Raw genomic sequence first — 23,486 nt, forward strand, 5'->3', positions numbered from 1 at the left:
ACGGTCTGTCCCCTCGGTTGGGGAAGATCGGGGCGGGCGCACGGGGCATAGTGCGGCAGGACGGGCCCCGCCCCCCTGCCCCGACGCGGCCGCGGGGCCATGCAAACGGCTGACATGCAACGGAAAAACAGGACATGACCCAGCATTCCACCGTCATCGCAGGCGCCGGCCAGGCCGGCTATCAGACCGCGGCCTCTCTGCGCCAGGAAGGCTATGACGGCAGGATCGTCCTCATCGGCGACGAACCCGGCCTGCCCTATCAGCGCCCGCCGCTGTCCAAGGCCTATATGCTGGGCAAGACGGATCGCGCGGGGTTGCAGTTCAAGCCGGAAAAGTTCTTTTCCGACAACGCGATAGATCTGATCCACGATAGCGTGGCGGCGATCGACCGCAGCGCGCGGCAGGTGACGCTGGCGGGCGGCGGGCGGCACGGCTACGACCATCTGGTGATCGCCACCGGCGCGCGCAACCGGCCCCTGCCGGTCCCCGGGGCCGACCTCGAGGGCGTGATGGGCCTGCGCACGCTGGCCGATGCAGATGCGCTGGCCCTGCGGCTGAATGACGCAGAAGACGTGGTGGTGATCGGCGCGGGCTTCATCGGGCTGGAATTCGCCGCCGTGGCCGCGGCGCTCGGCAAAAGGGTGCAGGTGATCGAGCTTGCGCCGCGCGTGATGGGCCGGGCGGTGTCGGTGGACATGTCGGGCTTCTTCGCCGCGGCGCATGCGGGGTGGGGCGTGACGCTGCTGCCCAATACCGGGATCCGCGCGATCGAGGGCGCGGGCGGCAAGGTCGCGGGGATCGAACTGTCCGACGGCCGCCGCCTGCCCGCGCAATTGGTGGTGTTCGGCATCGGCGTCATGCCGAATGCGGAAATCGCCCTCACCTCCGGCCTGCCCACCCCGAACGGGGTCGAGGTCGATGCGACGCTGGCCACCTCCGACCCCGCCGTATCGGCCATCGGCGATGTCGCCTGTTTCCCCTGCGCCGCCGCCGGGGGGCGGTGCCTGCGGCTCGAATCCGTGCAGAACGCGGCCGACCAGGGCCGGGCACTGGCCGCGCGGCTGATGGGCAAAAGCGCGCCCTATGCCGCCGTGCCGTGGTTCTGGTCGGATCAGGGCGACCTCAAGTTGCAGATGGTGGGTCTGTCGGACGGCCACGACCGGGTGATCCGCCTCGGCGATCCGGCGACGCGCAGCTTCACCAACCTGCTTTATCGCGGCGACGACCTGATCGCACTCGAATCCGTGAACCGCGCCGGCGATTTCATGGTGGGGCGCAAGCTGTTCGCCGGCCGCGCCCGCCCCGGCCCCGCCGAAGCCGCATCCGAAGGCTTCGACCTGCGCGCCTGGGAAGCCGCGCACCGCTGAGACAACACAACAGGGAGACCACCATGACCCGCGCCGACCAGATCACCCCGAAGGACGCCAACGAAGCCGCCGTCCTGGGCTTCTACACCAACCTGATGAAGAAGGACCTGGACGGGTTCAAGGACATCTGGGCCGAGGACGCCGCACAGATCATGCCCTTCTACAAGGGCATCCCCGGCCTGCAACCGGCCTGGCGCGGCAAGGACACGCTGCTGGCCTATTACCTCGCCTCGATCCCCAAGCGGCGGGACCATGTGTTCTGGGTCGATGCGCTGCACCGCACCACAAACCCCGACGTGATCGTGGCCGAGGTGCGCGCCAACAGCATCGTCGGCGACACCGGGCGGCGCTATGACCAGCAATATGTGTTCGTCTTCCACCTGCGCGACGGGCGCATCGTGCAGAACCGCGAACATTTCAACCCGCTGGTGTTCCGCAACACCTTCCCCGAATTTTCCGCCCCCGACGTGCCGGTGGAGCCGGAACCCGAGGCGCCGCGCGCCGACGAACTGACCGCCAAGACGCCGAACGAACAACTGGTGCTGACTTTCTACCAGTCGCTGATGGCCAAGGATTTCGACACCTGGGGGGGGCTCTTCAACGCCGATGCGAAACAGGAAAACCCCTTCATGCCCGGCAAGGACGGCCTCGCCCCCGGGTTCGAGGGGCGCGACCGGATCGTGTTTCACTACCGCACCGTGCTGGAAAACCGCCGCGATCTGGTGTTCCGCATCCACGCCATCCACCAGTCCACCGACCCGAACCTGATCATCGCAGAGGTCGGCGGCACCTCGATCGTCCCCGAAACCGGGCGCATCTATGACCAGCGGTATGTCTGGTTCTTCCACCTCAAGGATGGCAAGATCCAGCGCATGCAGGAATATTTCAACCCGCTGGCCTTCGAATCCGCCTTCGAGGGCTTCCTCGTCGGCGAAGGCGCGGTGGAGAACTAGGGATGTTCGAATTCCGTTTCTACGCCGTCGCCTCGGGGCGGATGGCGAGCGAGCTGGCGCTGGTCCATGACATGGCCGCCGCTGGCGCGCCGGAGGTCCCGGGCGGCCCGCCCGGGGCGGGCGAGACGCTCTGGCACCGCTACGGCGTGCCGGGGCCGCTCGGGTCCTGGATAGCGCATAGCGGGCGGCAGATGCCGGGGTTTCTCTACATCATCAAATGGGACAGCCTCGCGCAGCGCGACGCGAACTTCCCCCGGTTCTGGACTGATCCGTTCTGGCGCGCGCGCCGGGCACAGCTGACCGACGGCATGACGCTGGTGGATTCGATCGAGACCTGGCTGATGGATCCCCTGCCCGCCTGGGAACGGCTGGCCGAACCGGCGGGCGGGCCCGTGGGCGGGGTGCACGAACTGCGCCTGCTGCCCGTGGTCAACGGCGCGCAGGCTCAGGCCGCGGCGGCGCTGGAACAGGCCGACCTTCCGGCGCTGATGGCGCAGGGCGCGCGGCTTCTGGGCCTGTGGGAGGTCGTGATCGGCCCCAACCGGCCGCAGTTCGTGCTGATGCTCGCCTGGCCCGATGCCGCCACGCAGGCGCGCGGATGGGCGGCGGCGGATGCCGACCCCGCCATCATCGCCCGGCGCGAGGATGAGACCGTCCGCCATGGCCGCCCCGTCTATGGCGTCGCCGACAGCTGGCTGATGGAACCCATGGCCTTCAACATGCCCGCCGCCAATCTGGGCCAGACCTTCGGAGGCGCGAAATGACCACCGCCCCCCTCGCCCCGCCCCCCCTCGCCCCGCCGGTGCAGATCGACGATTTCTACGAACTGCGGCTCTACCAGATGGTGCCGGGCCGGATGCCCGCCTTCCACGACCTGATGCAGGGCGCGGCGCTGCCGCTCTTCGCGCGCCACGGTATCCCGCGGCCGCTCGGCATCTGGGAGGGCCATACCGGCCCGCTTTCGCCGCTCTACGCCTATGTCCTGCGCTGGCGCAGCCTCGACGCGCGCATGGCGGCGTGGAAATCGTTCTACGCCGACCCCGACTGGTCCGCCGCCGTCGCCGCCAGCTATCAGGGCCGCCCGCGGGTGGAACGCAGCCATATCTTCATCCTGCGCCCCTCGCCCGTCTGGGACCGTTTCCGCGACGACGCCCCCTTGGGCGGCACCCATGTGCTGGCCCTGCACGATACGCTCAACAACGACCCGAACCTCGTGCATCAGGCGCTGGCGGAAACCGACCTGCCCTTCCTTGAGGCGCGGGGCGGGCGGGTGTTGGGGGTGTTCGCGACATGGTTCGGCACCCGCATGAACCAGGCCGTGACCCTGACCGCATGGGAGGACGCCGACCACTGGGTCGCCGCCAGCCGCGCCCACCAGACCGACCCCGGCATCCTCGCCACCCGCGACGCGGAACGCGGCACCCACGGCCGGCCGCTGCTGCGCGGCACGGATGTGCACGTGCTGCGCCCCATCGCCTACGGGATGCCGAACCCCGGCCTGCGCGAAGGCTGAACCCGTGGCGCACCAGCCGGCGCCCCCGCGGGATATTTGCAGACAGAAAATGAGCAGGGCCGGACTTCCCACCCGGCCCTTCTTCACTTTCTGTCCTTAAATATCCCCGCCGGAGGCCGCCGACCTGTCCGCCGGCGCCTCCGTCCCGGATGCTCTCAATCCGGGAACACGTAGATCGAGACCAGCGAGAACTTCCACCCTGCCGGGGTCTTCGTGAACCCGAAGGTGTAGTTGCCGCACATGGCGATCTTGCCCGGCCCGCTGCGCCAGTCGGTGATCAGTGCGCGCGCGCGGCCCTTGGCGGTATCGGGGCTGTCGCCGGGCTCGATCAGGACATCGGTGAACTGGTGGCGGAAGCGGCGGTTGAACTGCTTGATGATCGCGGTGTCGATCATCTCCTTCAGCGCGGCATGGCCCACCTTGTCCTCGGCCGGCAAGCCAGAGCCGCCATGTTCCTTCGGCGGCACGTTCTCGCGCCGCCACACGCCGTCGGTCAGGAACAGATCGGCGAAAAGGTCCAGTTCGCCTGCATCCGCGTAATGGGCGTAGCGCGACACGAGGTTGCGGCATTCCAGATCGTCGGCGACGGGAAGTTGCCTGCTCATGCCGTGTACACCCCCGCTTCCAGCAGCTTGTTCGAGGCCAGATCCGCCCCCTGCCCGCGGGTGAAATAGCCCGACGTCAGCCCGCCGTCGATCGGCACCACCGCGCCGGTGACGTAGGAGCAGGCATCCGACAGGAGCATCAGCGCGACCGACGAGATCTCTTCGGGCTGCGCCATCCGGCCAAGCGGCGTGCGCTGTTCGGCGATGTCCTCCATGAAGGGTTTCGGCATGTTGGCGCGCAGCAGCGGCGTGTCGACCAGCCCCGGCGCGATGGCATTGACGCGCACATTGTGGCGGCCCCATTCCAGCGCGAAGGTGCGCGTCAGCCCGATGACGGCATGTTTCGAGGCCGCATAGGCCAGCCGCCCCGGATGCCCGCCGATCCCGTCGACCGAACTGATGGCGACGATGGACCCGCCGCCGTTCGCGATCATCCGCCGCCCGAATTCGCGGCAGGACAGGAAGACGCCGTTGGTGTTGATGTCCATGATGTCGTCGAAATCGGATTCGACGAAATCGCTGGCCAGATGCGCGCGCGAGATCCCGGCGCAGGCGTAAAGACCGCGGACGGGGCCCAGTTCGGCCTCGATCCGTTCCGCCGCGGCGCGGGTGGCCGCGGCGTCGCGCACGTCCATCGCGCAGCCCGTGGCCTTGACGCCGAAGGCGCGGCATTCGTCCAGCGTGCGGTCGATGTCCTCCTGCCGCAGGTCGATGATGGCGATATGCGCCCCGTTGCGCGCCGCCGTCAGCGCCCCCGCCCGGCCGATGCCCGAGGCGCCGCCGGTGATGCAGATCACGCGATCCTTCAGCCCGTAGTCGATCATGTCCATCCTCCATCGCCCCGCCCGGGGGCCCTGCCGAACCCTAGCCGCGCAGGGCCCCCGGTCTGTCCCCGATCCCGGGGACCATCGCGCGCGCGCCGTCCCCTAGGCTCGCGGCACGAGCCACAGGAGGACGCCATGGTCGAAGTCAAACTCAAACCCCTGTTCCGCATGCAATGCGAGACCGGCAACGGGCACACCCATATCGGGCCGCACCCCCTGGGCCATCAGCGGCGCGTGGTGTTCGTGACCGGCGGGGAATTCGACGGCAAGGAGATGCGCGGCCGCATCCTGCCCGGCGGGGGCGATTTCCTGACCATGCGGCCCGATGGCGGCATGCATCTGGATGTGCGGCTGGTGCTGGAAACCGACCGGGGCGAACTGGTCTACATGACCTATATCGGCCGCCGCAACGGCCCGCCAGAGGTGATGGAACGCTATCGCACCTCTTCGGCCGTGGCCTATGGCGAGGATTATTTCCGCACCATCGTGCAGTTCGAGACCGCCGCCCCGCGGCTGGCCCGGCTCAACGACATCCTCGCCATCGGCGCGGGCTATCGCACCGTCGAGGCCGCGATCTACGAGATCTTCGAGATCCTCTGAGCGGCATCCCCGGCGCAACCCGCAGCGCCGGGGGCCAGCCCCCGGACCTCCGGAGTATTTGGGAAAAGATGAAGCAGCGCCACGCTCTTCCCTAAGGGAAACCCGCCCCTGCTTCACTTTCTGTCTGAAAATATCCCACGGGGGTGCGGGGGTGTGAAACCCCCGCCGCCGACGCCGATACAGGCGCGCCGCCGGGCGTCACCAGGCCGCGCGCAGCACCCCCAGCATTGCGTCGCGGTCGAAAGGCCGCGGGTTCGCCTTGACGCGGAAGTTGGTCAGCGCCAGATCCGCGATTGCCTCCAGCTGATCCTCGCGCACGCCGTCGTCGCGCAGGCGCTGCGGCACGCCCAGCTTGCCGATCAGGTCGTGGATCACATCCGCCAGCGGCCGGCCCTGCTGGCCCAGAACGCCCGCCAGCACCGCCTGCCGGTCGGCGTTCACCGCCGCATTCCAGCGCAGCACATGCGGCAGCATGATGCACGAGGTGATGCCGTGGTTCATCCCCGTCACCCCGCTCAGCGCATGGCCGATGCCGTGGCTCGCGCCATGGACCACGCCCACGGTGCCGCCCTGGATCGCCATCCAAGCCCCCACCTGACAGTCGTTGCGCGCCGCCATGTCGGCGGGATCCGCCACGCTCGCCACCAGCCCGCGGGCCAGCAGCGGCAGCGCCGCCAGCGCGCCCGCGTCGCCGTAGGGCGACGCATTGGTGGAACACCACGTCTCCACCGCATGGTCCACCGCCCGCACCCCGGTGGCGGCCCAGAGCCGCGCCGGCGTGTCGCGTGTCGCCTCGGGGTCGAGGATCACCACATCGGGCGCAAGGTCGGTGTGGAAGAAGGCGTCCTTCACCCCGGTCCGTTCGTCGAGGATGCCCGCGAAGGGCGTGAATTCCGGCCCCGACAGTGTGGTCGGGATGGCGATCAGATAGGGCCGGGGCGAGGCCGCGGTCGTCACCCGCTTCAGCCGGTCCATGTCCTCGACATCGGCGACGTTGTTCGTCAGGCAGATGCGCGCGGCCTTCGCCGCCTCGATCACCGACCCGCCGCCGACGGCGATCAGAGATTCCGTCCCGCGCCCGCGCAGCGAGCCCGCGATGCGGATCACATCGGCGCGGGGCGAGTTTTCGCGTACGCCGGTGACGACATTGGTCACGATCTCGCCCAGGGGCGCAGTGACTTTTTCCAGCAGCCGCCCCGGTTGCGCCAGCGACGTGTTCGTCACCACCACGGCCTGCGAGCTCCACAGATCCTTCAGCGCCTGGTCGAGCGCCTCGGCCAGCGGCCGGCCGTAATAGACGATCTGTCGCGCCGGGGGCTGGAAACGGCCCTGCATCATGTCTTGTCCTTTCATTCTGTTCCGCCCCCGGCCCTGCGGGGGCCGTTTTCAGCCCCGCAGGTCCACCCACAACCGGTCCGGCACGCGGAAGGCGAAGGCGGGGGCGTAATCGACCGGGTGACCCGGCGCGCGGCGCAAGCGGGGAAAGGCGGCGGCCAGTTCCTCGATCATCACCTTCATCTCGATCCGCGACAGCGGCGCGCCGAGGCAGGTGTGGATCCCGTTGCCGAAGGTCAGGTGCCGGCGGCTGTTGGGCCGGTCGAGCCGGAAGCGGTCGGGATCGGGGAACATCCCGGGGTCGCGGTTCGCGGCGCAGAAGGACATCAGGATCGGCCCGCCCGCGGGGATCCTGATCCCCGCGATTTCCACATCCTCTTTCGCGATGCGCCGCCAGTTCGCGACCGCGCCATACATGCGCAGCCCCTCTTCCACCGCATTGGGGATCAGCCCGGGGTCGGCCACCACCGCATCCCACAGCCCGGGTTCCGACAGCAGGGCGTTCAGCGTGTTGGTCACCTGGCTGGTCGTCGTCTCGTGCCCCGCGAACAGCAGGCCGAAGGCGATGGAATTGACCTCGTTCAGCGTCAGCACATTGTCGTCGCCGCCCCGCAGCCGCAGCAGGTCGGATGCATAGTCGTCCTGCGGGTCCTCCACCCGGCGGGCCACATGGCCGACGCAGTAGTTCCAGAACGCCACCAGATTGCGCGCGGCCTCTATCTGCTGGTCGCGCGTGGGGCGCGAAAAGCTCAGCAACAGCCGGTCGGTGGCCCAGGCCTTGACCTTGGGCACATCCTCGTCCGGGATGCCCAGAAGGGTGAAGATCGTCCGCGCCGGCAGGCCGTAGGTCAGCGCCGGCATCAGATCCACCCGGTCCTCGCCGCGGAAGGCCTCGATCATCTCGCGCACCATGCGGCGGATGTCGGGTTCCATCCCCACGAACCGTTTCATCCCCATCGCCTGGGATGCCACGGCGCGGATGCGGGTGTGCTTGGGCGGGTCCACGTTGACCTGCACGCCTTCCAGCGCATAGCCGCCCTCTTGCAGGATGCGCAGCGCCTCGGGCGGCAGGGGGGAAATCGGGGTGTTCGCATTGGCGGCCGAAAAACGGTCGGGGTCGCGCAGGATGTCGAGGATATCGGCATAGCGCGTGACGACCCAATAGCCGAGTTCGGGCGAATAGAACACCGGCTCCGCCTCGCGCGCGCGGGCCAGCGTGGCATGCATCGCGTGATGGTCGAAGGGGCGGAAGTCATGCCCGATACTGCCCGCGGGACAGGTCGCCGCGGGCACATCCCAGACTTTGGCCAGATCGCTCATCGCATGCTCCCCCTTCGGATGGGGGCAGGATAGGGGCGGGGCCGCGCCCCGTCTGTCACCCTCGGGGATGACGCGGGCGGGTGAGCCTCAGCCGCGGAAGAACCCGCGCAGGATCGCCGCGACCTCCGCCGCGCGATCCTCCAGCGTGACGGCATAGGTATCGGGGCTGTCGAGCACCTCCAGCCGCGCGCCGGGGATCAGCGCCGCCACCGCCGCGCCCTGACGGCCGACCTCGCGGTCCTCTTTCGGCGTCGTCAGTTCCAGCACCAGCACCGGCATGGCCAGCGCGCGCAGGTCGGCCTCCATGTCATAGGAAAAGGCCGCGCGGTAGAAGGTCGGGCGATCCTGGAAAGCCTCCAGATTGTCGATCACCCGGTCCACCACGCGGCGCCGCGCCGCCGGATCGGCCAGCGAGGCCAGCAGCGCGTCGTCCCACCAGAAGGCGGCGTTTTCGCGGAACTGCCCGGCCCAATGCGCCAGCGGATCGACCGCCCCCAACACCGACTGGATCGAAGGCGTGCGGCGGAAGATCTCGTCGCGCGTCGCCTTGTCGGGGATGATGCTGTGCGACTGCCCGGCATAGACGAACCGGCGCACCAGCCCCGGGTGCCGCACCGCCATCGCAGCACCCACCTTGTTGCCGCCGTGCAGCCCGAAAAGGTCCACCGACGCCAGGCCGAGGCCCGCCAGCGCCTCGGCATACCAGCCGCCGATCTGCGCCATCGTCGCGCCCTCGGGCAGGGGTGCCGACCGCCCGGTGCCCGGCACATCCACCACCGTCACCCGGAAATCCGCCGCCAGTTCCGCGACCAGCGCGGCATACATCCGCCCCGACCGCCCCGCATGCGGGATCAGCACCAGATCCGGCCCCGCGCCCGCCTGCACATAATGCAGCTGGCCCACCGATGTCGTCACATATCCGCGTTGCATGGCACCCCTTTCGCCCCTGCCCGGCCCGCCCTGCGCGTGAAAAGCACAGCGGCCTCCGGCGGGAGTATTTGTGAAAAGATGAAGCCGCCCTCCTTCATCGCAAGGGCGCGCGCCTGTTCATTTTCTGTCCCCAAATATCCCCGCCGGAGGCTCCCGCACCCTCCGCTGGGCCAGGGGCCGGGCGGGCTCAGATCCCCTTGAGGAAATCCACCAGCAACCGCGTCACCTCCTGCGGTTTTTCCTGCTGCACCCAGTGGCCGGCGCCGTCCAGCAGATGCACGCCGCGGCAATCGGTAAAGCGCGGCACCGGGTTGTCGAAACGGTCCACCCCCGGCACCATGTAGCGCGTGGGCTCCTGCAAACCGGCGATGAACAGCGAGGGCTGGTCGATCATCCGGCCGGCATAGGGGGCCATCAGATCCCAGTCGCGGTCCACGCAGCGATAGCGGTTCAGCGGGCCGCGCATGCCGCTTTTGCGGAAGGCGGCGGCGTAGTAATCCACATCCTCCTGCGACAGCCAGGCGGGCAGGTTCGTCCCCGGATCGGGCAGGCCGTCGAGCAGCCGCGTGGTGCCCTTGGGCCGGAACAGCCCGTTGTCGGTCATCGAGCCCTGCGCCGACAACGACAGGAAGAACACCCGCACGAAGCGGGCAAGGTCGGGCTCGAACTCCGCCTCTGCCACGCCCTCGTCCTGGAAATAGCGCATGTAGTAGAAGCGGTCGGCGTAGATTTCCGCCCAGATGTCCGACGGCTTGCGCGGCGAATGCATGAAGGCGGGCACCGACAGCGAGGCGATGGCGCGCACCTTTTCGGGATGCACCAGCGCCGTCGTCTGCACGATCACCGCGCCCCAGTCGTGCCCGATCAGGATCGCCTTGCCGGAAGGTTCCAGCGCGTCGATCAGCGCCGCCACATCGCCGGCCAGTTCCGTGATCGCATAGGCCGCGACGTCGTGCGGTTTCGCGCTGTCGCCGTAGCCGCGCACCTGCAAGGCGGCGACGCGGAACCCGGCCGCCGCGATGGGCCCGATCTGGTGGCGCCAGGAATACCAGCTTTCGGGAAAGCCGTGCACCAGCACCACCAGCGGCCCCTGCCCCGTCACCGCCGCCCGGAGCGTCAGCCCCCCGGGCGTGGTCACATCGACGAATTCATAGTCCATCGCCATGGCTCAGCGCAGCCTGACGTGCAGCGATTCGGAGGCGTTGAAGACGAAGGTCTTCACATGGCTGACCGGGGCGTCCTCGATCAGGCGCAGGCCGGGGAAGCGGCGGGTGATTTCCTCGAGCAGGATCTTGACCTCGAGCCGCGCCAGCGGCGCGCCGAGGCAGACATGCTTGCCGTTGCCCATCGTCACATGCTTGCGCGCGTTCTTGCGCGTCACGTCGAAGGTATGGGGGTCGGGGAACTGCGCCTCGTCCCGGTTGGCCGATCCGAAGGACATGATCACCGGCTCGCCGGGTTGCAGCATCACGCCGCCGATCTCGACCGGCTGGATCGCGCGCCGGCGCCAGCCGATCACCGCGCCACAATAGCGGAACGCCTCTTCCACCGCCTGCGGGATCAGCTTGGGGTCGGCGCAGATCGCCTCCCACTGGTCGCGGTAGGTCAGCAGCGCGCGCAGGGCGTTGGTCATCTGGGTCGTCGTCGTCTCGTGCCCCGCGAAGGCGACGCCGTAAAAGACGGTGATCAGTTCGTTCAGCGTGATCACGTTGTCGTCGCCGCCGCGGATTTCCAGCAGCTTCGAGGCAAGGTCGTCGCGCGGGTTGTCGATCCGCTCCTTGACGTGGTTCACGCAGTATTGCCAGTAATCCACCATGTCCTTCGCCCCGGCGATCTGCTGATCGTAGGTCGAGGGGCTGAAGTTCATCGTCGTGCGGGTGCCGGACCAGGCCTTGACCTGTTCCATGTCCTCCTCGGGGATGCCGAGCAGCTGGAAGATCACGCGCGCGGGCAGTTCGTAGGTGACTTCGGACAGAAGTTCCGCGGTGTCGCGGCCTTCCAGCCGGTCCAGCGCCTCGTTCACGAATTCGCGGATCTTCGGTTCCAGCGCGGCGAAGGCCCGCAGGTTCAGCACCTTGGACGATACGTCGCGGATGCGCTGGTGGCGTTCGCCGTCGCAGTTCGACTGCACCTTTTCGGCGGTGAACCCGCCATCCTTCATGATCTTCAGCGCGTCCGCATGCATCGGCGTCGCGCTGTCCGAGGTGTTCTCGGCCGAGAAATGTTCGTGGTCGTGCAGGATGCTCATCACGTCGTCATAGCGCGTGACGATCCAGTAATCGTCCGACTGCGAGAAGAACACGGGTTCTTCCTGCCGCGCCTCTGCGAGTTCGTCCCACAGCCCCTCGTGGTAAAGGGCGCTGAAGGTGGCGCCCCGCCCCGAAAAGGGGCAGCCGCCCGCGGATGCCTTGGTATGTTCGTTCATGTCAAACCCTCCCTGGGTTGGTCGCGGGCGGCGCAGGCGTCACTGCGGCGAAAAGCCGGAGTAGAGCGCCATCTGCCCGCCGTCGTTGTTCATGATCAGCCCGGTGATGTAGGACGCCGCGTCAGAGGCGAGGAACAGCATCGCCTCTGCCTGTTCCTCGGGCTTGCCGGTACGCCCCATGGGGATGCGCGCGCGGCGCACCTTGAAGCGTTCGGGGTCCTTTTCCTCGCCCTGCTTCACCATCGGGGTTTCCGTCAGGCCCGGGGCGACGCAGTTGACGCGGATGTTGTGCTTCGCCCATTCCACCGCCAGCGCCTTGGTCAGGCCCGCCGCGCCGTGTTTGGATGCGATATAGCCCACATCCCCCGGGAAGGCGGCAAAGCAGGCGTTCGAGGCGACGATGACGATCGCGCCGCCGCCGTTCGGGATCATGCTTTGCACCGCGGCGGCGCGGCTCCAGTAGAAGGGCGCGTCGAGGTTCACGCCCATTTCCAGCCGCCACGCCTGATATTCCGTCGCGGGCTGGATGGTCGACACGCCGGCGTTGTTCACCAGAATGTCCACCCGGCCCACGCGCTGCACGACCTCGGCGATGGCGGATTGCGCGAAGGTTTCATCCGCCACATCGCCCGGAATGGCGAAGGCGCGGCCGCCCGCGGCCTCGATTTCCGCCACCGCGGCGGCGGCGGTATCGGCGTTGAAGTCGTTGACCGCGACCACCGCGCCCTCGGCCGCGAACATCCGCGCGGCGGCCCGGCCCATGCCGGACCCCGCGCCGGTGATCACGACCACCTTGTCCTTGAAACGCATGCCCGCCCCCTTATGCCGGCGACCAGCCCGACGACAGCGCCAGCTGGCCGCCGTCGACGTTCAGAATCACTCCGGTGATGTAGGACGCATCGTCCGACGCGAGGAACGCCATCGCCTTGGCCATTTCCTCGGGCTGCGCGGCGCGGGCCATGGGGATGCGTTTCTTGCGTTCGGCAAAGCGGTTGGGGTCGATCGCCTCCATGTCGCGGATGATCTGGGTATCGGTGAAGCCGGGGCTGACGCAGTTCACGCGGATGCCCTTGCGCGCCCATTCGATGGCGAGCGAACGGGTCAGGCCCAGAACCCCGGCCTTGGCCGCGATATAGCCCACGTCGCCCGGATAGGCGACATGGCCGGCCAGCGACGAGACGTTGACGATATTGCCCGACCCGTTCGGCAGCATGCTTTGCGCCGCGGCGGCCTGCGACCAGTAGAAGGGGCCGTCGAGATCGACGCCGGTGATGCGGTCCCAGGCGTCATAGGTTTCGGCGGGCTGGATGGTGGCGATGCCGGCCACGTTCAGCAGGATGTCGACCCGGCCGAATTCCTTGACCACCCTGGCGACCGAGGATTCGGCGACCTCGCGCTTGCTCACGTCGCCGGGGATGGCGATGGCGCGGCCGCCCGCGGCGGTGACTTCGGCCACGGCGGCGGCGGCGGTCGCCTCTTTCACGTCATTGACCGCGACGATGGCGCCCTCGCCGGCAAAGAGCCGCGTTGCCGCCAGCCCCATGCCCGAACCGCCGCCGGTGATGATGACAACCTTGTCCTTGAAGCGCATCCGCAAACATCCTTCTCATTGCGTCTGCCGGCAGTCTAGCGGATCCGGTTGCAAGGCTATTCACCGTTGCGGGGGACAACCGCCGCCGGGCATGGGGCCCGGCGGCGGCTGGATGCATCAGGGCGCCAGCGTGAACGCGCCGTCCTTCACCGTCAGGATCGCCGCGCCGTAGATCGGGTGGCGGCCTTCCTTCATCGACCAGGTGCCGTTGCCGATGATGGTGGGCACTTCGCCGATGTTTTCCAGCGCATCGCGCACCTTTTCACGGGTCGGCTCGGGGCCGGCCTTCTTGATCGCCTCGACCGCGATCTGGGCGAGCGCATAGCCCATCGCCGCCCAGTTGTCGGGCGCACGCTCGTAGCGGGCCTCGTAGTTCTTGACGAAGTTCTCGTTCCGCTCGCCCGGGGTGCCGACGAAATAGTCCGACAGGATGATCGCGCCTTCGGCCGCGCCGCCGGCGGTGTCGATCAGCGACTGGGTGGCGAAGGTCGACGGGCCGACGAAGGTCACGTCCATCGGCAAGCCGGCCTGACGCGCCTGAAGCACGAAGTTGCCGCCCACCTCGGTCGGCGCGGCGACGAAGAAGGCGTCGATGTCCGACGAGGCCAGCTTGGTGCCGAGCGCGAGGAAGTCGGTGTCCGACGACAGGATCCCGTCTTCCGACACGATTTCCACGCCCGCCGCCTCGAGGCCCTTCTTGAAGGCATCCTTCTGGCCGACGAAGCCGTCGTTGGCGCGGTCGAAGACGATGGCGATCTTCTTTGCGCCCAGCTTCTCGACGGTGTAGTCCACGAGGCTGCCCATGATGTCGCCGCCCACGGACTGGACCTTGAAGGACCACGGGCCCGCATCCAGCGTCGCGGTCGACGAGCCGATGACGAGCATCGGCACCTTCAGCTCGTTCGCCACCGGCGCGCCGCCCGAGGCTTCGAGGCTGGTGGTCGGGCCGAGGATCATCAGCACGTTGTCGGCCTGGGCGAACTTGCTGACCAGGGTGATCGTCTGGCCCTTGTCCGAGGCGCTGTCGGCCTCGACGATTTCCAGCTTCACGTCGCCGAGCTCGCCGCTGGCGTTCGCTTCCTCGAGCGCCTGGCGCATCGCGTCCTGGATCGGCACGCCGCCAAAGGCATAGGGGCCGGTCAGCGCGTTGAATACGCCGATCTTGTAGGTTTCCGCCGAGGCGATGGCGGTGCTGGCCAGCAGGGCCGCCGCACCGGCAAGAAGGGTTCTGCGCAGGATGTTCATGTTTCCTCCCGAAGTTGCCGCGGTCTGGCCGCGGATTGGTTTGATGGCCGCCCGCCTAATGCGCCGCGGCCGCACGCCCGAAATAGTGGTCCGCGACGACGGGATCGTCCGCCAGCGCCTTGGCCGCACCGCGATGCACGATGCGCCCCTGCTCGATGATCGCCGCGTCATGCGCGGTTTCCAGCGCCAGCCGCGCGTTCTGTTCGATGAGGAAGATCGTCATCCCCTCGCGGTTCAGACGGATCAGCGCATCGAACACCTCGCGGATGATGACCGGGGCAAGGCCGAGGCTGGGTTCGTCCAAGAGCAGCACCCGCGGCCGGCCCATCAGCGCCCGCCCGATGGCCAGCATCTGTTGCTGCCCCCCCGACAGAAGCCCCGCCAGCTGGTTCTTGCGTTCGGCCAGGATCGGGAACAGGTCGTGCACGCGGTCCAGATCCTCGTCCGAGGTTCCCCGCCGGCCCGATGCCTGCCGGCCGAGTTCGAGGTTCTCGCGCACCGTCAGGGGGGCGATCACGCGCCGCCCCTCGGGCACCTGGATCACGCCGCGCCGCGCGATGGCATGGGCGGATTTGCCGGTCAGCGTCTCGCCCTCCAGCGACACGGTGCCGCTTTGGGTGGAAACGATGCCGCTGATCGCGTTCAGCAGCGTGGATTTCCCCGCCCCGTTCGGTCCGATCAGCGCGAAGATCTCGCCCTGCGTGACCTTGAGACTGACGCCGCGCAGCGCCTGGATGCCCTTGTAGGACACCGCCAGATTTTCGACCGTCAGCATCTCAGCCTCCCAGATAGGCTTGGATGACCTTGGGGTCGTTGGCCACGTGATCCGGCCCCCCCTCGGAAATGAGCCGCCCGGATGCGAGCACATAGAGATGCTCGCACAGCGACATGACGAAACGCATGTTGTGCTCGATCAGCAGGATGGACACCCCCTGATCGGCCACGCCGCGAAAGATGTCGGCCAGCGAATAGGCTTCGGCGTCGTTCATGCCGGCGACGGGTTCGTCCAGCAGCAGCACCTTGGGATCCATGGCCAGCGCGCGCATCATCTCGATCCGCCGCTGGTGGCCGTAGGACAGGCTGCCCGCCGGATGACGCGCCAGATCCGTCATGCCGAAGCGTTCCAGCAGCACATAGGCGCGTTCTTCCAGTTCGCGGCGTTCGCGGAACATGGCGGGCAGGCCGATCAGGTTGGCGACCATCCCCACCTTTTCGTGCCGGTGGAACCCGGACACGACGTTTTCCAGCACCGTCGCATCGCCGATCAGGCGGATGTTCTGGAAGGTGCGCGCGACACCCGCGCGCGCCAGAACCGGGGCCTCCGCCTCGGTCATGTCGTCCTCGCCCACCATGATCCGGCCCGACGTGACCTTGAGCAGCCCGGTGATCAGGTTCACCACCGTGGTCTTGCCCGCGCCGTTCGGGCCGATCAGCCCGGTGATCCGCCCCGGGGGTGCGGTCAGGCTGACGCCATCCACCGCCGGAAGCCCGCCGAAGCTGCGCTGAATGTTTTCCAGCCGAAGCGCCTTCATGCCCGGGCCTCCTTGGTCGCCGTTCCGGCCTTGAGCCGCCGCGCCCGCAGCCAGCTCAGCGCCGTGTCCACCACGCCGCGCGGCAGGAACACGATCGACAGCATCAGCACCGCCCCCTGCACCACCGTGCGGTAGCTGTCGAAGGCGCGCAGCAGTTCGGGCAGCGAGGTCAGGATGATCGCGCCGACGATGGGCCCCGCGACCGACACGCGCCCGCCCAGAACCACCATCGCCAGCACCATCACCAGCATGTGGAAACCGTATTCGTTGGGCGTGATCGAATAGCTCGCATGCGCATGCAGCGCCCCCGCCAGCCCCGCGATCATGCCCGACAGGGTAAAGGCGATGCGGTGATGCTTGGGCACCGAGATGCCGAGAGACACGGCCACGGTTTCATCCTCGCGGATGATGTCGAAGGCGCGCCCGATGCTCGACCGGCCGATGGCCCACAGCAGATAGGTGACGACCGCCACCGCGATCAGCATATGCGACAGATGCACCGTGCGCGGGATGCTGTTGACGCCGAGCGCGCCGTTGGTGACGCTGACCCAGTTGAGCGTGATCGACAGCACGATCTGCACCAGCGCCAGCGTCGCCAGCGCCTGAAAGACGCCGCGCAGCCGCGCCAGCGGCACCGACAGGATCACCCCCGCCACCGCCCCCAGAAGGGTGCCGGCGCAGATGCCCATCCAGCTTGGCAGGCCGTATTGCGTGGCCATCACCCCGGCGCAATAGGCGCCCATGGCGGTGAAGGCGGCGGTGCCGAGCGAAAACACCCCGGCGCGCAGCACGATATACTGGCTGAAGGCCAGAAGGGCGTTGAACAGCGCCAGTTCGAACAGCGGTGTATAGACGTTGAAGAAGGTCATTGCCGGTTCACCCGCACCGCGGCCGAGGCCCCGCCCAGAAGGCCCTTGGGCCGGAACAGAAGCACCAGGAACAGCAGCGAAAAGACGATGGCATCCGCCATGCCCGCCGAGATATAGGCCACAGTCATCGTCTGCACGATGCCGATCAGAAGGCCCGCGATCAGCGCCCCGGGAATGGATCCCAGCCCGCCGAGGATGATGACGACGAAGCCGCGCAGCAGCAGCGGTTCCCCCATCATGAAATGGACGGAGTTGAACACCAGCCCGATCAGCACCCCCGCGATCCCCGCCAGCGCGCCCGAGATGAAGAACACCTGGAAGTTGATCGCGACCGGGTTGATCCCGAGCAGGCGCGAGGTCTGTTCGGAAAACGCCACCGCCCGGATCTGGCGGCCATAGCTGGTCCGGTAGAGATACCAGACGAGCCCCAGCACCATGAGGATCACCAGCCCCACGATCACCAGTTGCAACAACTGGATGCGCAGGCCGAAGATCGTGTAGACCTTGATCGGGAAGGTGTCGAAGGGAAAGCGCATCACCCGCGTCTGGGTCAGTTGCTGCGCCAGCGACAGCAGGATCAGGTTCGCGCCGATCGACGACACGATGGCGCTGAAATCCGACGCGCCGCGTTTTCGCAGCGGCCGGAACGCCACCCAGTCGAGCAGCACCGACAACAGGCCCCCGCCGACCGCCCCGAACAGAAGCGCGCCGGGAAAGCCCACATCCAGCATCGTCACCGCGTAAAGCCCGGCAAACGCGCCCCACATGAACACCGCGCCATGCGCCATGTTCATGATGTGGTTCACACCGAAGATCAGCGTGAAACCGAGCGCAAAGACACCATAGACGCTTCCGACCACGATGCCGTTGAGCAGTTGCTGCATCAGCATCGCGTCAGCCCCCTTTCCTGTCTGCCATATTCCCCCCAAAGACCCTTGCGCGGGCCAGCATTTTGATACTGCGGATTAGGCCCGCAGATGAACTATCTGTCTAGAACAGAACATCCCGCCGGCCAGTCCCTTGTGGCGGGGACAGCCCGGCAGGTCCGATGTCAGCCCCGTTCGTCCTGCGCCCGCGCCGCCGCCAGCCCGGCCAGCCTGCCGGGAAGCGCGCGCAGCACCTCCTGGCGCGCCTCCTCGGTCATGGTGGTCCACAGGATCACCTCGTGCACGGTCCGGCCGCAGCCCTCGCAGATGCCTGCCGCCTTGTCCTGGCGGCAGACCTTGATGCAAGGGGTCTCGACCCGGCTCACCGGTCAGCCCAGGGCGACCGGCGCAGGCACCACCAGCACCCGGTGCGAGGGCGGGCTGCCGACGAAGTTCTTTTCGTCGGCGCGCAGCTTTTCCATGTATTCCGGCGCGCCCCAGGCAGCCTTGGCATGGTCGAGCGAATCGAACCAGAATTCCGAAATCCCCTCGTAGGGCAGAAATCCCCCCGTCGCCTTCACCGTATGCGGCAGGATGTGGTGCTGCACATAGCGGTTGCAGTTGGTGGTGAAGGCGCCGACCTGCGTCACCAGTTCGCCATGCACGTTGCGGTAGTGCCTGGAAAACTCCGCCGGGCTCAGACCCGGGCGGCGGCGCGGCAGGCTCAGGATGCAGATCCCGCGCGCGGGGCCGTCGATCACCACCTTGTCCTCGGCGAAGAACTGCACGATCTGGTCGGGATCGACGAAATCGGCCAGCCCGGGCCCGAACCGATGCAGCGGGTTGTCCCGGATCGCCTCGAGCGACACGGCATCCGCCTTCATCACGGTTTCTTCCACCCCGTCCCAGATCGGTTCGGGCATCAGGTCGGGCACCTGCGGCAGCACCTCGTTGTGCACGAAGGCGCTGGCGACGGGGGCAAGATCGGCGGCGGCGCCGCCGACATACCGGCCGCGCCAGGCGTCGCGGAAGCCCTCGGGCGAAAGCCCCGCGCGGCGGCGCAGGAAGGTATATTTGCGGATCGTCATCGCCACCCCCTCAGGCCGGCACCACGCGCAGCGGAATGCTTTCCATGATGCGCAGCTGGTTGTGGATCAGGTATTTCGGCTCTCCGGCCAGTTCGAGCCGCACGTCGCGCTTCATCAGTTCGGCCATCATGCACTCGGCCTCCAGCCGGGCGACGTTCTGGCCGATGCAGTTGTGCTGCCCGGCGCCGAGCGAGGCGTGGATGTTCGCCGTCTCGCGGAAGATGTCGAACTTCCCGGGGTCCTTCCAGAACCGCGGGTCGTGGTTCGCGGCGGTGTGGAAGGTGCCCACCTTGGTGTCGCCCCGCAGCCAGTAGCCCGACAGTTCGGCCCCGCCGCTGACGGTGCAGCGGTAGACGACATGGTTCGGCGCCTCCATCCGCAGGCCCTCGTCGAACACATGGCGGGTGCGGTGGGGGTTCTGCTTGAGCAGTTCGTACTGGTCCGGATTGGCGGCGAGGTGATAGAGCGTGCTGCCCATGCCGCTCATCGTCGTGTCCATGCCGCCGCGCACCAGCGAACGGACGATGTTCGACGCGATGCCGGGGTCCAGTTCGCCCGCCGCCTCTGCCTCGAAAAAGCCCGCGGCGATGGAACCGGGGTCGGTCGCGTCGCTCTGGCAGGCGGCGAGGAACCATTCCATGAACGGCTCGCCCGCCTTCAGGCCCTTGAAGTAGAGGTCGTTCTCGGGCCCGGTCTGGTTGAAGGACATGTAGCCGATGGCGCGGATCGCGGCCTCGTCGAACCGGATGCCGATCGCCTTGGGGAAGCCGCCGAAGACGATGGGCTCGATCAGGTCGCGCATGCCGTCGAAGGTGCCCATCTGGATCACCCGGTCGACGGTTTCCTTGGCCTTCTCTTCGAACACCCACCGCCAGGACCGGATGATGACCGGCGACATCAGGCGGTTGGCGACACGGCGGGTCTTGGTGTGTGCGGGCGGATCGACCTCGACCAGTGCGCTCGGCGGGCGGCCGCGGAACTTGGGATCGCGCGCATCGGTGATGCCGACGCCCGATTCCGACGTGAAGCGTTCCCAGTCGGTCGTGACCTGGCGCACCTCGTCATACCGGCCCGTGGCATAGACGCCGTATTTGGGCAGGAACACCACCGGCCCCGCGTCGCGCAATGCGGCGTAGAACGGATGCGGGTTTTCCAGCGTTTCCATCGAATAGGGATCGAGGTCGGAAACCGGCGGCTCTGGCAGATCGGGGTGTTTGGCAAGCGCGCTCATGGGCGGATCCTCTGTTGGCGTCTGGCGCAATCTATGCCGCCCCTGCGGGCAGGAATGTCCCCCCCTTTCGGGACCCGGGGGGCGAATGGTCCCCTCCTTGGGGACAGACGGGCGGCATTCGTCTGCGGCAGGGTGTCGCAATCGTAAAGATTACCGACCCTGGAGGAAACCATGACGATCCGAATGAAGCTGGCGGGGCTCGCCACCGCTGTCGGGCTGGCGCTCAGCGCGGCCATGCCCGCCGCCGCGGAAACCGTGACCATCCGCTATTCCAACTGGCTGCCCCCGGGCTTCTGGCTGTGGGAAGACGTGCTGATGCCCTGGATCCAGGACATCGAGAAAGTGACCGAAGGCCGCGTCAAGGTCGAGGTGGCGCCCAAGGTCGTCGGCACCGCCGCGAACCAGTTCGACGTGGTGCGCGACGGGCTGGCCGACATGTCGTGGATGGTGGCGGGCTACAACCCCGGCCGCTTCCCGATCACCGAATTCGGCGAACTGCCCCTGATCCACCCCAAGGCCGAAGTGCTGGCCCCGGTGTTCGACACCATCTATCGCGAGCATCTGGAAAAATACGAGCCGTTCAAGGGCGTCTATCCGCTGTCGCTGCCGACGATCACGCCGCTTCAGATCGTGACCAAGAACCGCAACATCGAGTCGGTCGACGGCCTCAAGGGCGCCAAGCTGCGGTCCTCGGGCACCACGCTGACCGCGGTGATGGAGGCGATCGGCGCCGTTCCGGTGCTGAAATCCGCCGCCGAAGCCTATGAGATGCTGGCCGCGGGCACCATCGACGGGCAGATCACCAACCTCAACACCATCCCGGGCTTCAACCAGCTCGACCTGCTGAACGGCGTGTTCCACATCCCGGGCGGCCTGGCGAACGCCGTGATCATCATCGGCATCAACCAAGAGAAGTGGGATTCCATCTCCGAGGCCGACCGCAAGGCGATCCAGGAGATTTCGGGCGCGGTGCTGGCCAAGAAGGTCGGCCATCACTACGACCTGAACGACGAGAAGGCGCTGGAGACGATGAAGGCGGCCGGCTACTACATGGGCAAGGCCACCGACGACCAGCTCGCCGCGCTGCGCGAGTTCGTCAAGCCGGTGGAACAGGCCTGGATCGAGCGCGCCAAGGCCGCCGGCCTGGAAAACGCCGCCGAGATCCTGGAACTCTACAAGTCCGAGACCGCCAAGGCCGAGTGATCGCCCGATCACCGCAACCGGAACGGGGGCCCCGCGGCCCCCGTTTTTCATTGGCCGGGGCTTGCCCCGCCCCCTTGCCCGGCCCCATGCGGGAACATCGGGGAAGGCCCCTGCTCATGCCGACGTACCCCAAGGCCCCCCGCAGGGGGACAGCGCCAGCCCCCGGGCCCCGGCACCATCGCGCCATCCATCCAAACGGAGCGTCCCATGCCCGCAGCCCCCCGCACCCCCGTCGCCCTCGTCACCGGCGCCCGCCGCGGCCTTGGCCGCGCCATCGCCTTCGCGCTGGCCGAGGCCGGCTATGACCTCGTGATCAACGATCTGGTCGAGGACGAGGGCGCCGAGGCCACGCTTGCCGGCATCCGCGACCGCGGGCGCCGCACGGCCTTCGTGCGCGCCGACATCGCCGATACCGCCGCCCATGCCGGGCTGGTCGAGGCCGCCTTCGCCGCCTTCGGCACCCTCGATTGCCTCGTCAACAACGCCGGCGTGCAGGTCGCCGTGCGCGGCGACATCCTCGAGGCGACACCCGAGGACTACGACCGCGTGATGGGCGTGAACCTGCGCGGGACCTTCTTTCTGTCCACCGCCGTCGCCCGCCGCATGCTGGCCGAGGACCGCAGCACCGATCCGACGCGGCGCAGCATCGTGTCGATCTGCTCGACCTCGATCAACCTCGTGCAGCCGCAGCTGGCGGCCTATTGCCTGTCGAAAAGCGGCGTCAACACGATGACCAAGATGCTGGCCCACCGGCTGGCGGCGCACGACATCTATGTGCTGGAAGTCCGTCCCGGCGTCACGCGGTCGGACATGTCGGGCCAGATCAAGGACAAGTACGACCGCCTGTTCGCGGAATCCGACGCGATCCCGATGAAACGGTGGGGCGAGCCCGAGGGCATCGGCCGCGCGGTGGCGGCGCTGGCGACGGGGGCGATCCCGTTCTGCACCGGCGACGGGGTGAATATCGACGGCGGGTTGCACCTGCACGCCTTCATCCCCTGAGCGCGGATCGTCTGCGGATACGGGAAACGGACGCCGGCCCGACCGCGCCCGATTGCGGTTCGTTTGAAGGCATCGGCACGCGAACCGGCGGGGATACGCAGCCGCCCCGGGATCGGTCGACATCCACATCCATGGTCTGGCCGGGCGGGATCAGGAAACGCACTGCGTTTCCCCCGCCCGTTTGCACAGCGGTGTCGTCGGGGGCGGAGATACCGGGAAATCCGGGTAGGCCAGCGCCTGCCATGGGCGGGGCGGGCGGCTCACCGGGGGCTTGGGGCCCCCGGCCGGGGCAACTCCAACCTTGTCCCATGGCGAAGGCACGCGCCTTCGCCAGCCGGGCGGCGGGGCCGAGTGTCGATCCGACCTGACGGTGAGGAAGGGCAACCCGTTCCCCCGCCGCCACAGCAACGGGGGGGGCCACGATACAGGCGGTCAATCCTCGCCCGCCCCGCCCTTCAGCCGTTGTACTGGGCGTCGGTGACGGGTTCCATCCAGGTCACGGGGCTGCCGTCCACGGATTCCTGGATGGCGATATGGGTCATCGCCACGTCGGGGGCCGCGCCGTGCCAGTGGCGCTCGCCCGCCGGGATCCAGACCACATCGCCGGGGCGGATGTCCTCGACCGGGCCGCCCTCGTGCTGCGCCCGGCCCCGCCCGGCGATGACGATCAGCGCCTGACCGGCCGGATGGGTGTGCCAGGTGGTGCGCGCGCCCGGCTCGAAGGTCACGGTGGCGCCGATCGCGCGCCCCGGGGGTTCCGCCGTGAACAGCGCATCCACGCGCACCGTGCCGGTGAACGAATCCGCCGCCCCCTTTGCCGAAGGTGTCGTACCGGCGCGGGTGATCTTCATCTCTGCCTCCTGTCGTTGCCCCGCCCAGTGCAGCAGCGCGCGCGGCTCCCGTCCAGTTCCCCGCGGGGGGACAGGTGCGCTTTCCGACAAGGTTTTGGGCGCGGATCGACAGGAAGCCGCCCCGCACCGGCCCTAG

Annotated in this window: 25 protein-coding genes; 7 read left to right on the plus strand and 18 right to left on the minus strand. The window is 68.0% G+C overall.

The window, feature by feature from the left end:
- Nucleotides 1-134: 134 nt before the first annotated feature.
- From RGD00_RS01305 to RGD00_RS01320, 4 genes are read left to right on the plus strand one after another with little or no spacing between them, the layout of a single operon-like run.
- The gene (locus RGD00_RS01305; RefSeq protein WP_310455308.1) at nucleotides 135-1,367 is read left to right on the plus strand and encodes an NAD(P)/FAD-dependent oxidoreductase; all 1,233 of its coding nucleotides are present in this window, start codon (nucleotides 135-137) and stop codon (nucleotides 1,365-1,367) included.
- 23 nt (nucleotides 1,368-1,390) lie between these two features.
- Nucleotides 1,391-2,320, plus strand: coding sequence for a nuclear transport factor 2 family protein (locus RGD00_RS01310; RefSeq protein ID WP_310455310.1), 930 nt, complete (start codon nucleotides 1,391-1,393; stop codon nucleotides 2,318-2,320).
- A gap of 2 nt (nucleotides 2,321-2,322) precedes the next feature.
- Nucleotides 2,323-3,084, plus strand: coding sequence for an NIPSNAP family protein (locus tag RGD00_RS01315; protein ID WP_310455312.1), 762 nt, complete (start codon nucleotides 2,323-2,325; stop codon nucleotides 3,082-3,084).
- Nucleotides 3,081-3,833: an NIPSNAP family protein gene (locus tag RGD00_RS01320; protein WP_310455314.1), complete on the plus strand. Its 753-nt coding sequence runs from the start codon at nucleotides 3,081-3,083 to the stop codon at nucleotides 3,831-3,833. The genes RGD00_RS01315 and RGD00_RS01320 overlap by 4 nt, the downstream gene beginning before the upstream one ends.
- A gap of 155 nt (nucleotides 3,834-3,988) precedes the next feature.
- Here RGD00_RS01320 and RGD00_RS01325 read toward each other — a convergent pair whose 3' ends face one another.
- Entirely contained in the window at nucleotides 3,989-4,438 is a 450-nt protein-coding gene (locus RGD00_RS01325; protein ID WP_310455315.1) for a nuclear transport factor 2 family protein, read from the minus strand.
- Nucleotides 4,435-5,262: an SDR family NAD(P)-dependent oxidoreductase gene (locus tag RGD00_RS01330; protein WP_310455317.1), complete on the minus strand. Its 828-nt coding sequence runs from the start codon at nucleotides 5,260-5,262 to the stop codon at nucleotides 4,435-4,437. The genes RGD00_RS01325 and RGD00_RS01330 overlap by 4 nt, the downstream gene beginning before the upstream one ends.
- A gap of 135 nt (nucleotides 5,263-5,397) precedes the next feature.
- Between RGD00_RS01330 and RGD00_RS01335 the strand changes: the two genes are divergently transcribed.
- Complete coding sequence (locus RGD00_RS01335) at nucleotides 5,398-5,862, plus strand: DUF3237 domain-containing protein (protein WP_310455319.1); 465 nt, start codon at nucleotides 5,398-5,400, stop codon at nucleotides 5,860-5,862.
- Between the two features lie 198 nt (nucleotides 5,863-6,060).
- Here the strand turns inward: RGD00_RS01335 and RGD00_RS01340 are convergent, their stop codons facing one another.
- From RGD00_RS01340 to RGD00_RS01410, 15 genes are all read right to left on the minus strand, one after another.
- Nucleotides 6,061-7,215: an iron-containing alcohol dehydrogenase gene (locus RGD00_RS01340; protein WP_310455320.1), complete on the minus strand. Its 1,155-nt coding sequence runs from the start codon at nucleotides 7,213-7,215 to the stop codon at nucleotides 6,061-6,063.
- 33 nt (nucleotides 7,216-7,248) lie between these two features.
- A complete protein-coding gene (locus tag RGD00_RS01345) occupies nucleotides 7,249-8,517 on the minus strand; it encodes a cytochrome P450 (protein ID WP_310455321.1) in 1,269 nt (422 codons plus the stop codon).
- Nucleotides 8,518-8,604: 87 nt separating this feature from the next.
- Nucleotides 8,605-9,447 (minus strand): alpha/beta fold hydrolase, encoded by an 843-nt coding sequence (locus RGD00_RS01350; RefSeq protein ID WP_310455322.1) that lies wholly within the window; start codon nucleotides 9,445-9,447, stop codon nucleotides 8,605-8,607.
- A gap of 187 nt (nucleotides 9,448-9,634) precedes the next feature.
- Nucleotides 9,635-10,612, minus strand: a complete 978-nt coding sequence (locus RGD00_RS01355) for an alpha/beta hydrolase (protein WP_310455323.1) — start codon at nucleotides 10,610-10,612, stop codon at nucleotides 9,635-9,637.
- 3 nt (nucleotides 10,613-10,615) lie between these two features.
- Nucleotides 10,616-11,872 (minus strand): cytochrome P450, encoded by a 1,257-nt coding sequence (locus tag RGD00_RS01360; RefSeq protein ID WP_310455325.1) that lies wholly within the window; start codon nucleotides 11,870-11,872, stop codon nucleotides 10,616-10,618.
- A 39-nt stretch (nucleotides 11,873-11,911) separates the two neighbouring features.
- Nucleotides 11,912-12,682, minus strand: coding sequence for an SDR family NAD(P)-dependent oxidoreductase (locus RGD00_RS01365; protein WP_310455326.1), 771 nt, complete (start codon nucleotides 12,680-12,682; stop codon nucleotides 11,912-11,914).
- A 10-nt stretch (nucleotides 12,683-12,692) separates the two neighbouring features.
- Entirely contained in the window at nucleotides 12,693-13,463 is a 771-nt protein-coding gene (locus RGD00_RS01370; RefSeq protein WP_310455327.1) for an SDR family NAD(P)-dependent oxidoreductase, read from the minus strand.
- Between the two features lie 117 nt (nucleotides 13,464-13,580).
- The gene (locus RGD00_RS01375; RefSeq protein WP_310455329.1) at nucleotides 13,581-14,708 is read right to left on the minus strand and encodes an ABC transporter substrate-binding protein; all 1,128 of its coding nucleotides are present in this window, start codon (nucleotides 14,706-14,708) and stop codon (nucleotides 13,581-13,583) included.
- 55 nt (nucleotides 14,709-14,763) lie between these two features.
- Complete coding sequence (locus tag RGD00_RS01380) at nucleotides 14,764-15,483, minus strand: ABC transporter ATP-binding protein (RefSeq protein WP_310455330.1); 720 nt, start codon at nucleotides 15,481-15,483, stop codon at nucleotides 14,764-14,766.
- A 1-nt stretch (nucleotide 15,484) separates the two neighbouring features.
- Nucleotides 15,485-16,240: an ABC transporter ATP-binding protein gene (locus tag RGD00_RS01385; RefSeq protein WP_310455331.1), complete on the minus strand. Its 756-nt coding sequence runs from the start codon at nucleotides 16,238-16,240 to the stop codon at nucleotides 15,485-15,487.
- Entirely contained in the window at nucleotides 16,237-17,109 is an 873-nt protein-coding gene (locus RGD00_RS01390) for a branched-chain amino acid ABC transporter permease (protein ID WP_310455332.1), read from the minus strand. Before RGD00_RS01390 ends, RGD00_RS01385 begins: the two co-directional genes overlap by 4 nt.
- On the minus strand, nucleotides 17,106-17,999 hold the full coding sequence (locus RGD00_RS01395) for a branched-chain amino acid ABC transporter permease (protein ID WP_310455333.1): 894 nt from the start codon (nucleotides 17,997-17,999) through the stop codon (nucleotides 17,106-17,108). Before RGD00_RS01395 ends, RGD00_RS01390 begins: the two co-directional genes overlap by 4 nt.
- Before the next feature lie 161 nt (nucleotides 18,000-18,160).
- Nucleotides 18,161-18,361, minus strand: coding sequence for a DUF1289 domain-containing protein (locus RGD00_RS01400; RefSeq protein WP_310455334.1), 201 nt, complete (start codon nucleotides 18,359-18,361; stop codon nucleotides 18,161-18,163).
- A 3-nt stretch (nucleotides 18,362-18,364) separates the two neighbouring features.
- Complete coding sequence (locus RGD00_RS01405; protein ID WP_310455336.1) at nucleotides 18,365-19,063, minus strand: EthD domain-containing protein; 699 nt, start codon at nucleotides 19,061-19,063, stop codon at nucleotides 18,365-18,367.
- Between the two features lie 10 nt (nucleotides 19,064-19,073).
- On the minus strand, nucleotides 19,074-20,294 hold the full coding sequence (locus RGD00_RS01410; protein ID WP_310455337.1) for a cytochrome P450: 1,221 nt from the start codon (nucleotides 20,292-20,294) through the stop codon (nucleotides 19,074-19,076).
- Between the two features lie 171 nt (nucleotides 20,295-20,465).
- Here RGD00_RS01410 and RGD00_RS01415 point away from each other — a divergent pair, with 171 nt between their 5' ends.
- Together RGD00_RS01415 and RGD00_RS01420 are read left to right on the plus strand one after the other, a co-directional pair.
- On the plus strand, nucleotides 20,466-21,497 hold the full coding sequence (locus RGD00_RS01415; protein ID WP_310455338.1) for a TRAP transporter substrate-binding protein: 1,032 nt from the start codon (nucleotides 20,466-20,468) through the stop codon (nucleotides 21,495-21,497).
- Nucleotides 21,498-21,704: 207 nt separating this feature from the next.
- Entirely contained in the window at nucleotides 21,705-22,499 is a 795-nt protein-coding gene (locus RGD00_RS01420) for a 3-ketoacyl-ACP reductase (RefSeq protein WP_310455340.1), read from the plus strand.
- 455 nt (nucleotides 22,500-22,954) lie between these two features.
- Here RGD00_RS01420 and RGD00_RS01425 read toward each other — a convergent pair whose 3' ends face one another.
- The gene (locus RGD00_RS01425) at nucleotides 22,955-23,350 is read right to left on the minus strand and encodes a (R)-mandelonitrile lyase (RefSeq protein WP_310455341.1); all 396 of its coding nucleotides are present in this window, start codon (nucleotides 23,348-23,350) and stop codon (nucleotides 22,955-22,957) included.
- Nucleotides 23,351-23,486: the final 136 nt, after the last annotated feature.

It is taken from the genome of Ruixingdingia sedimenti, assembly GCF_031432425.1.
GTDB lineage: Bacteria > Pseudomonadota > Alphaproteobacteria > Rhodobacterales > Rhodobacteraceae > Ruixingdingia > Ruixingdingia sedimenti.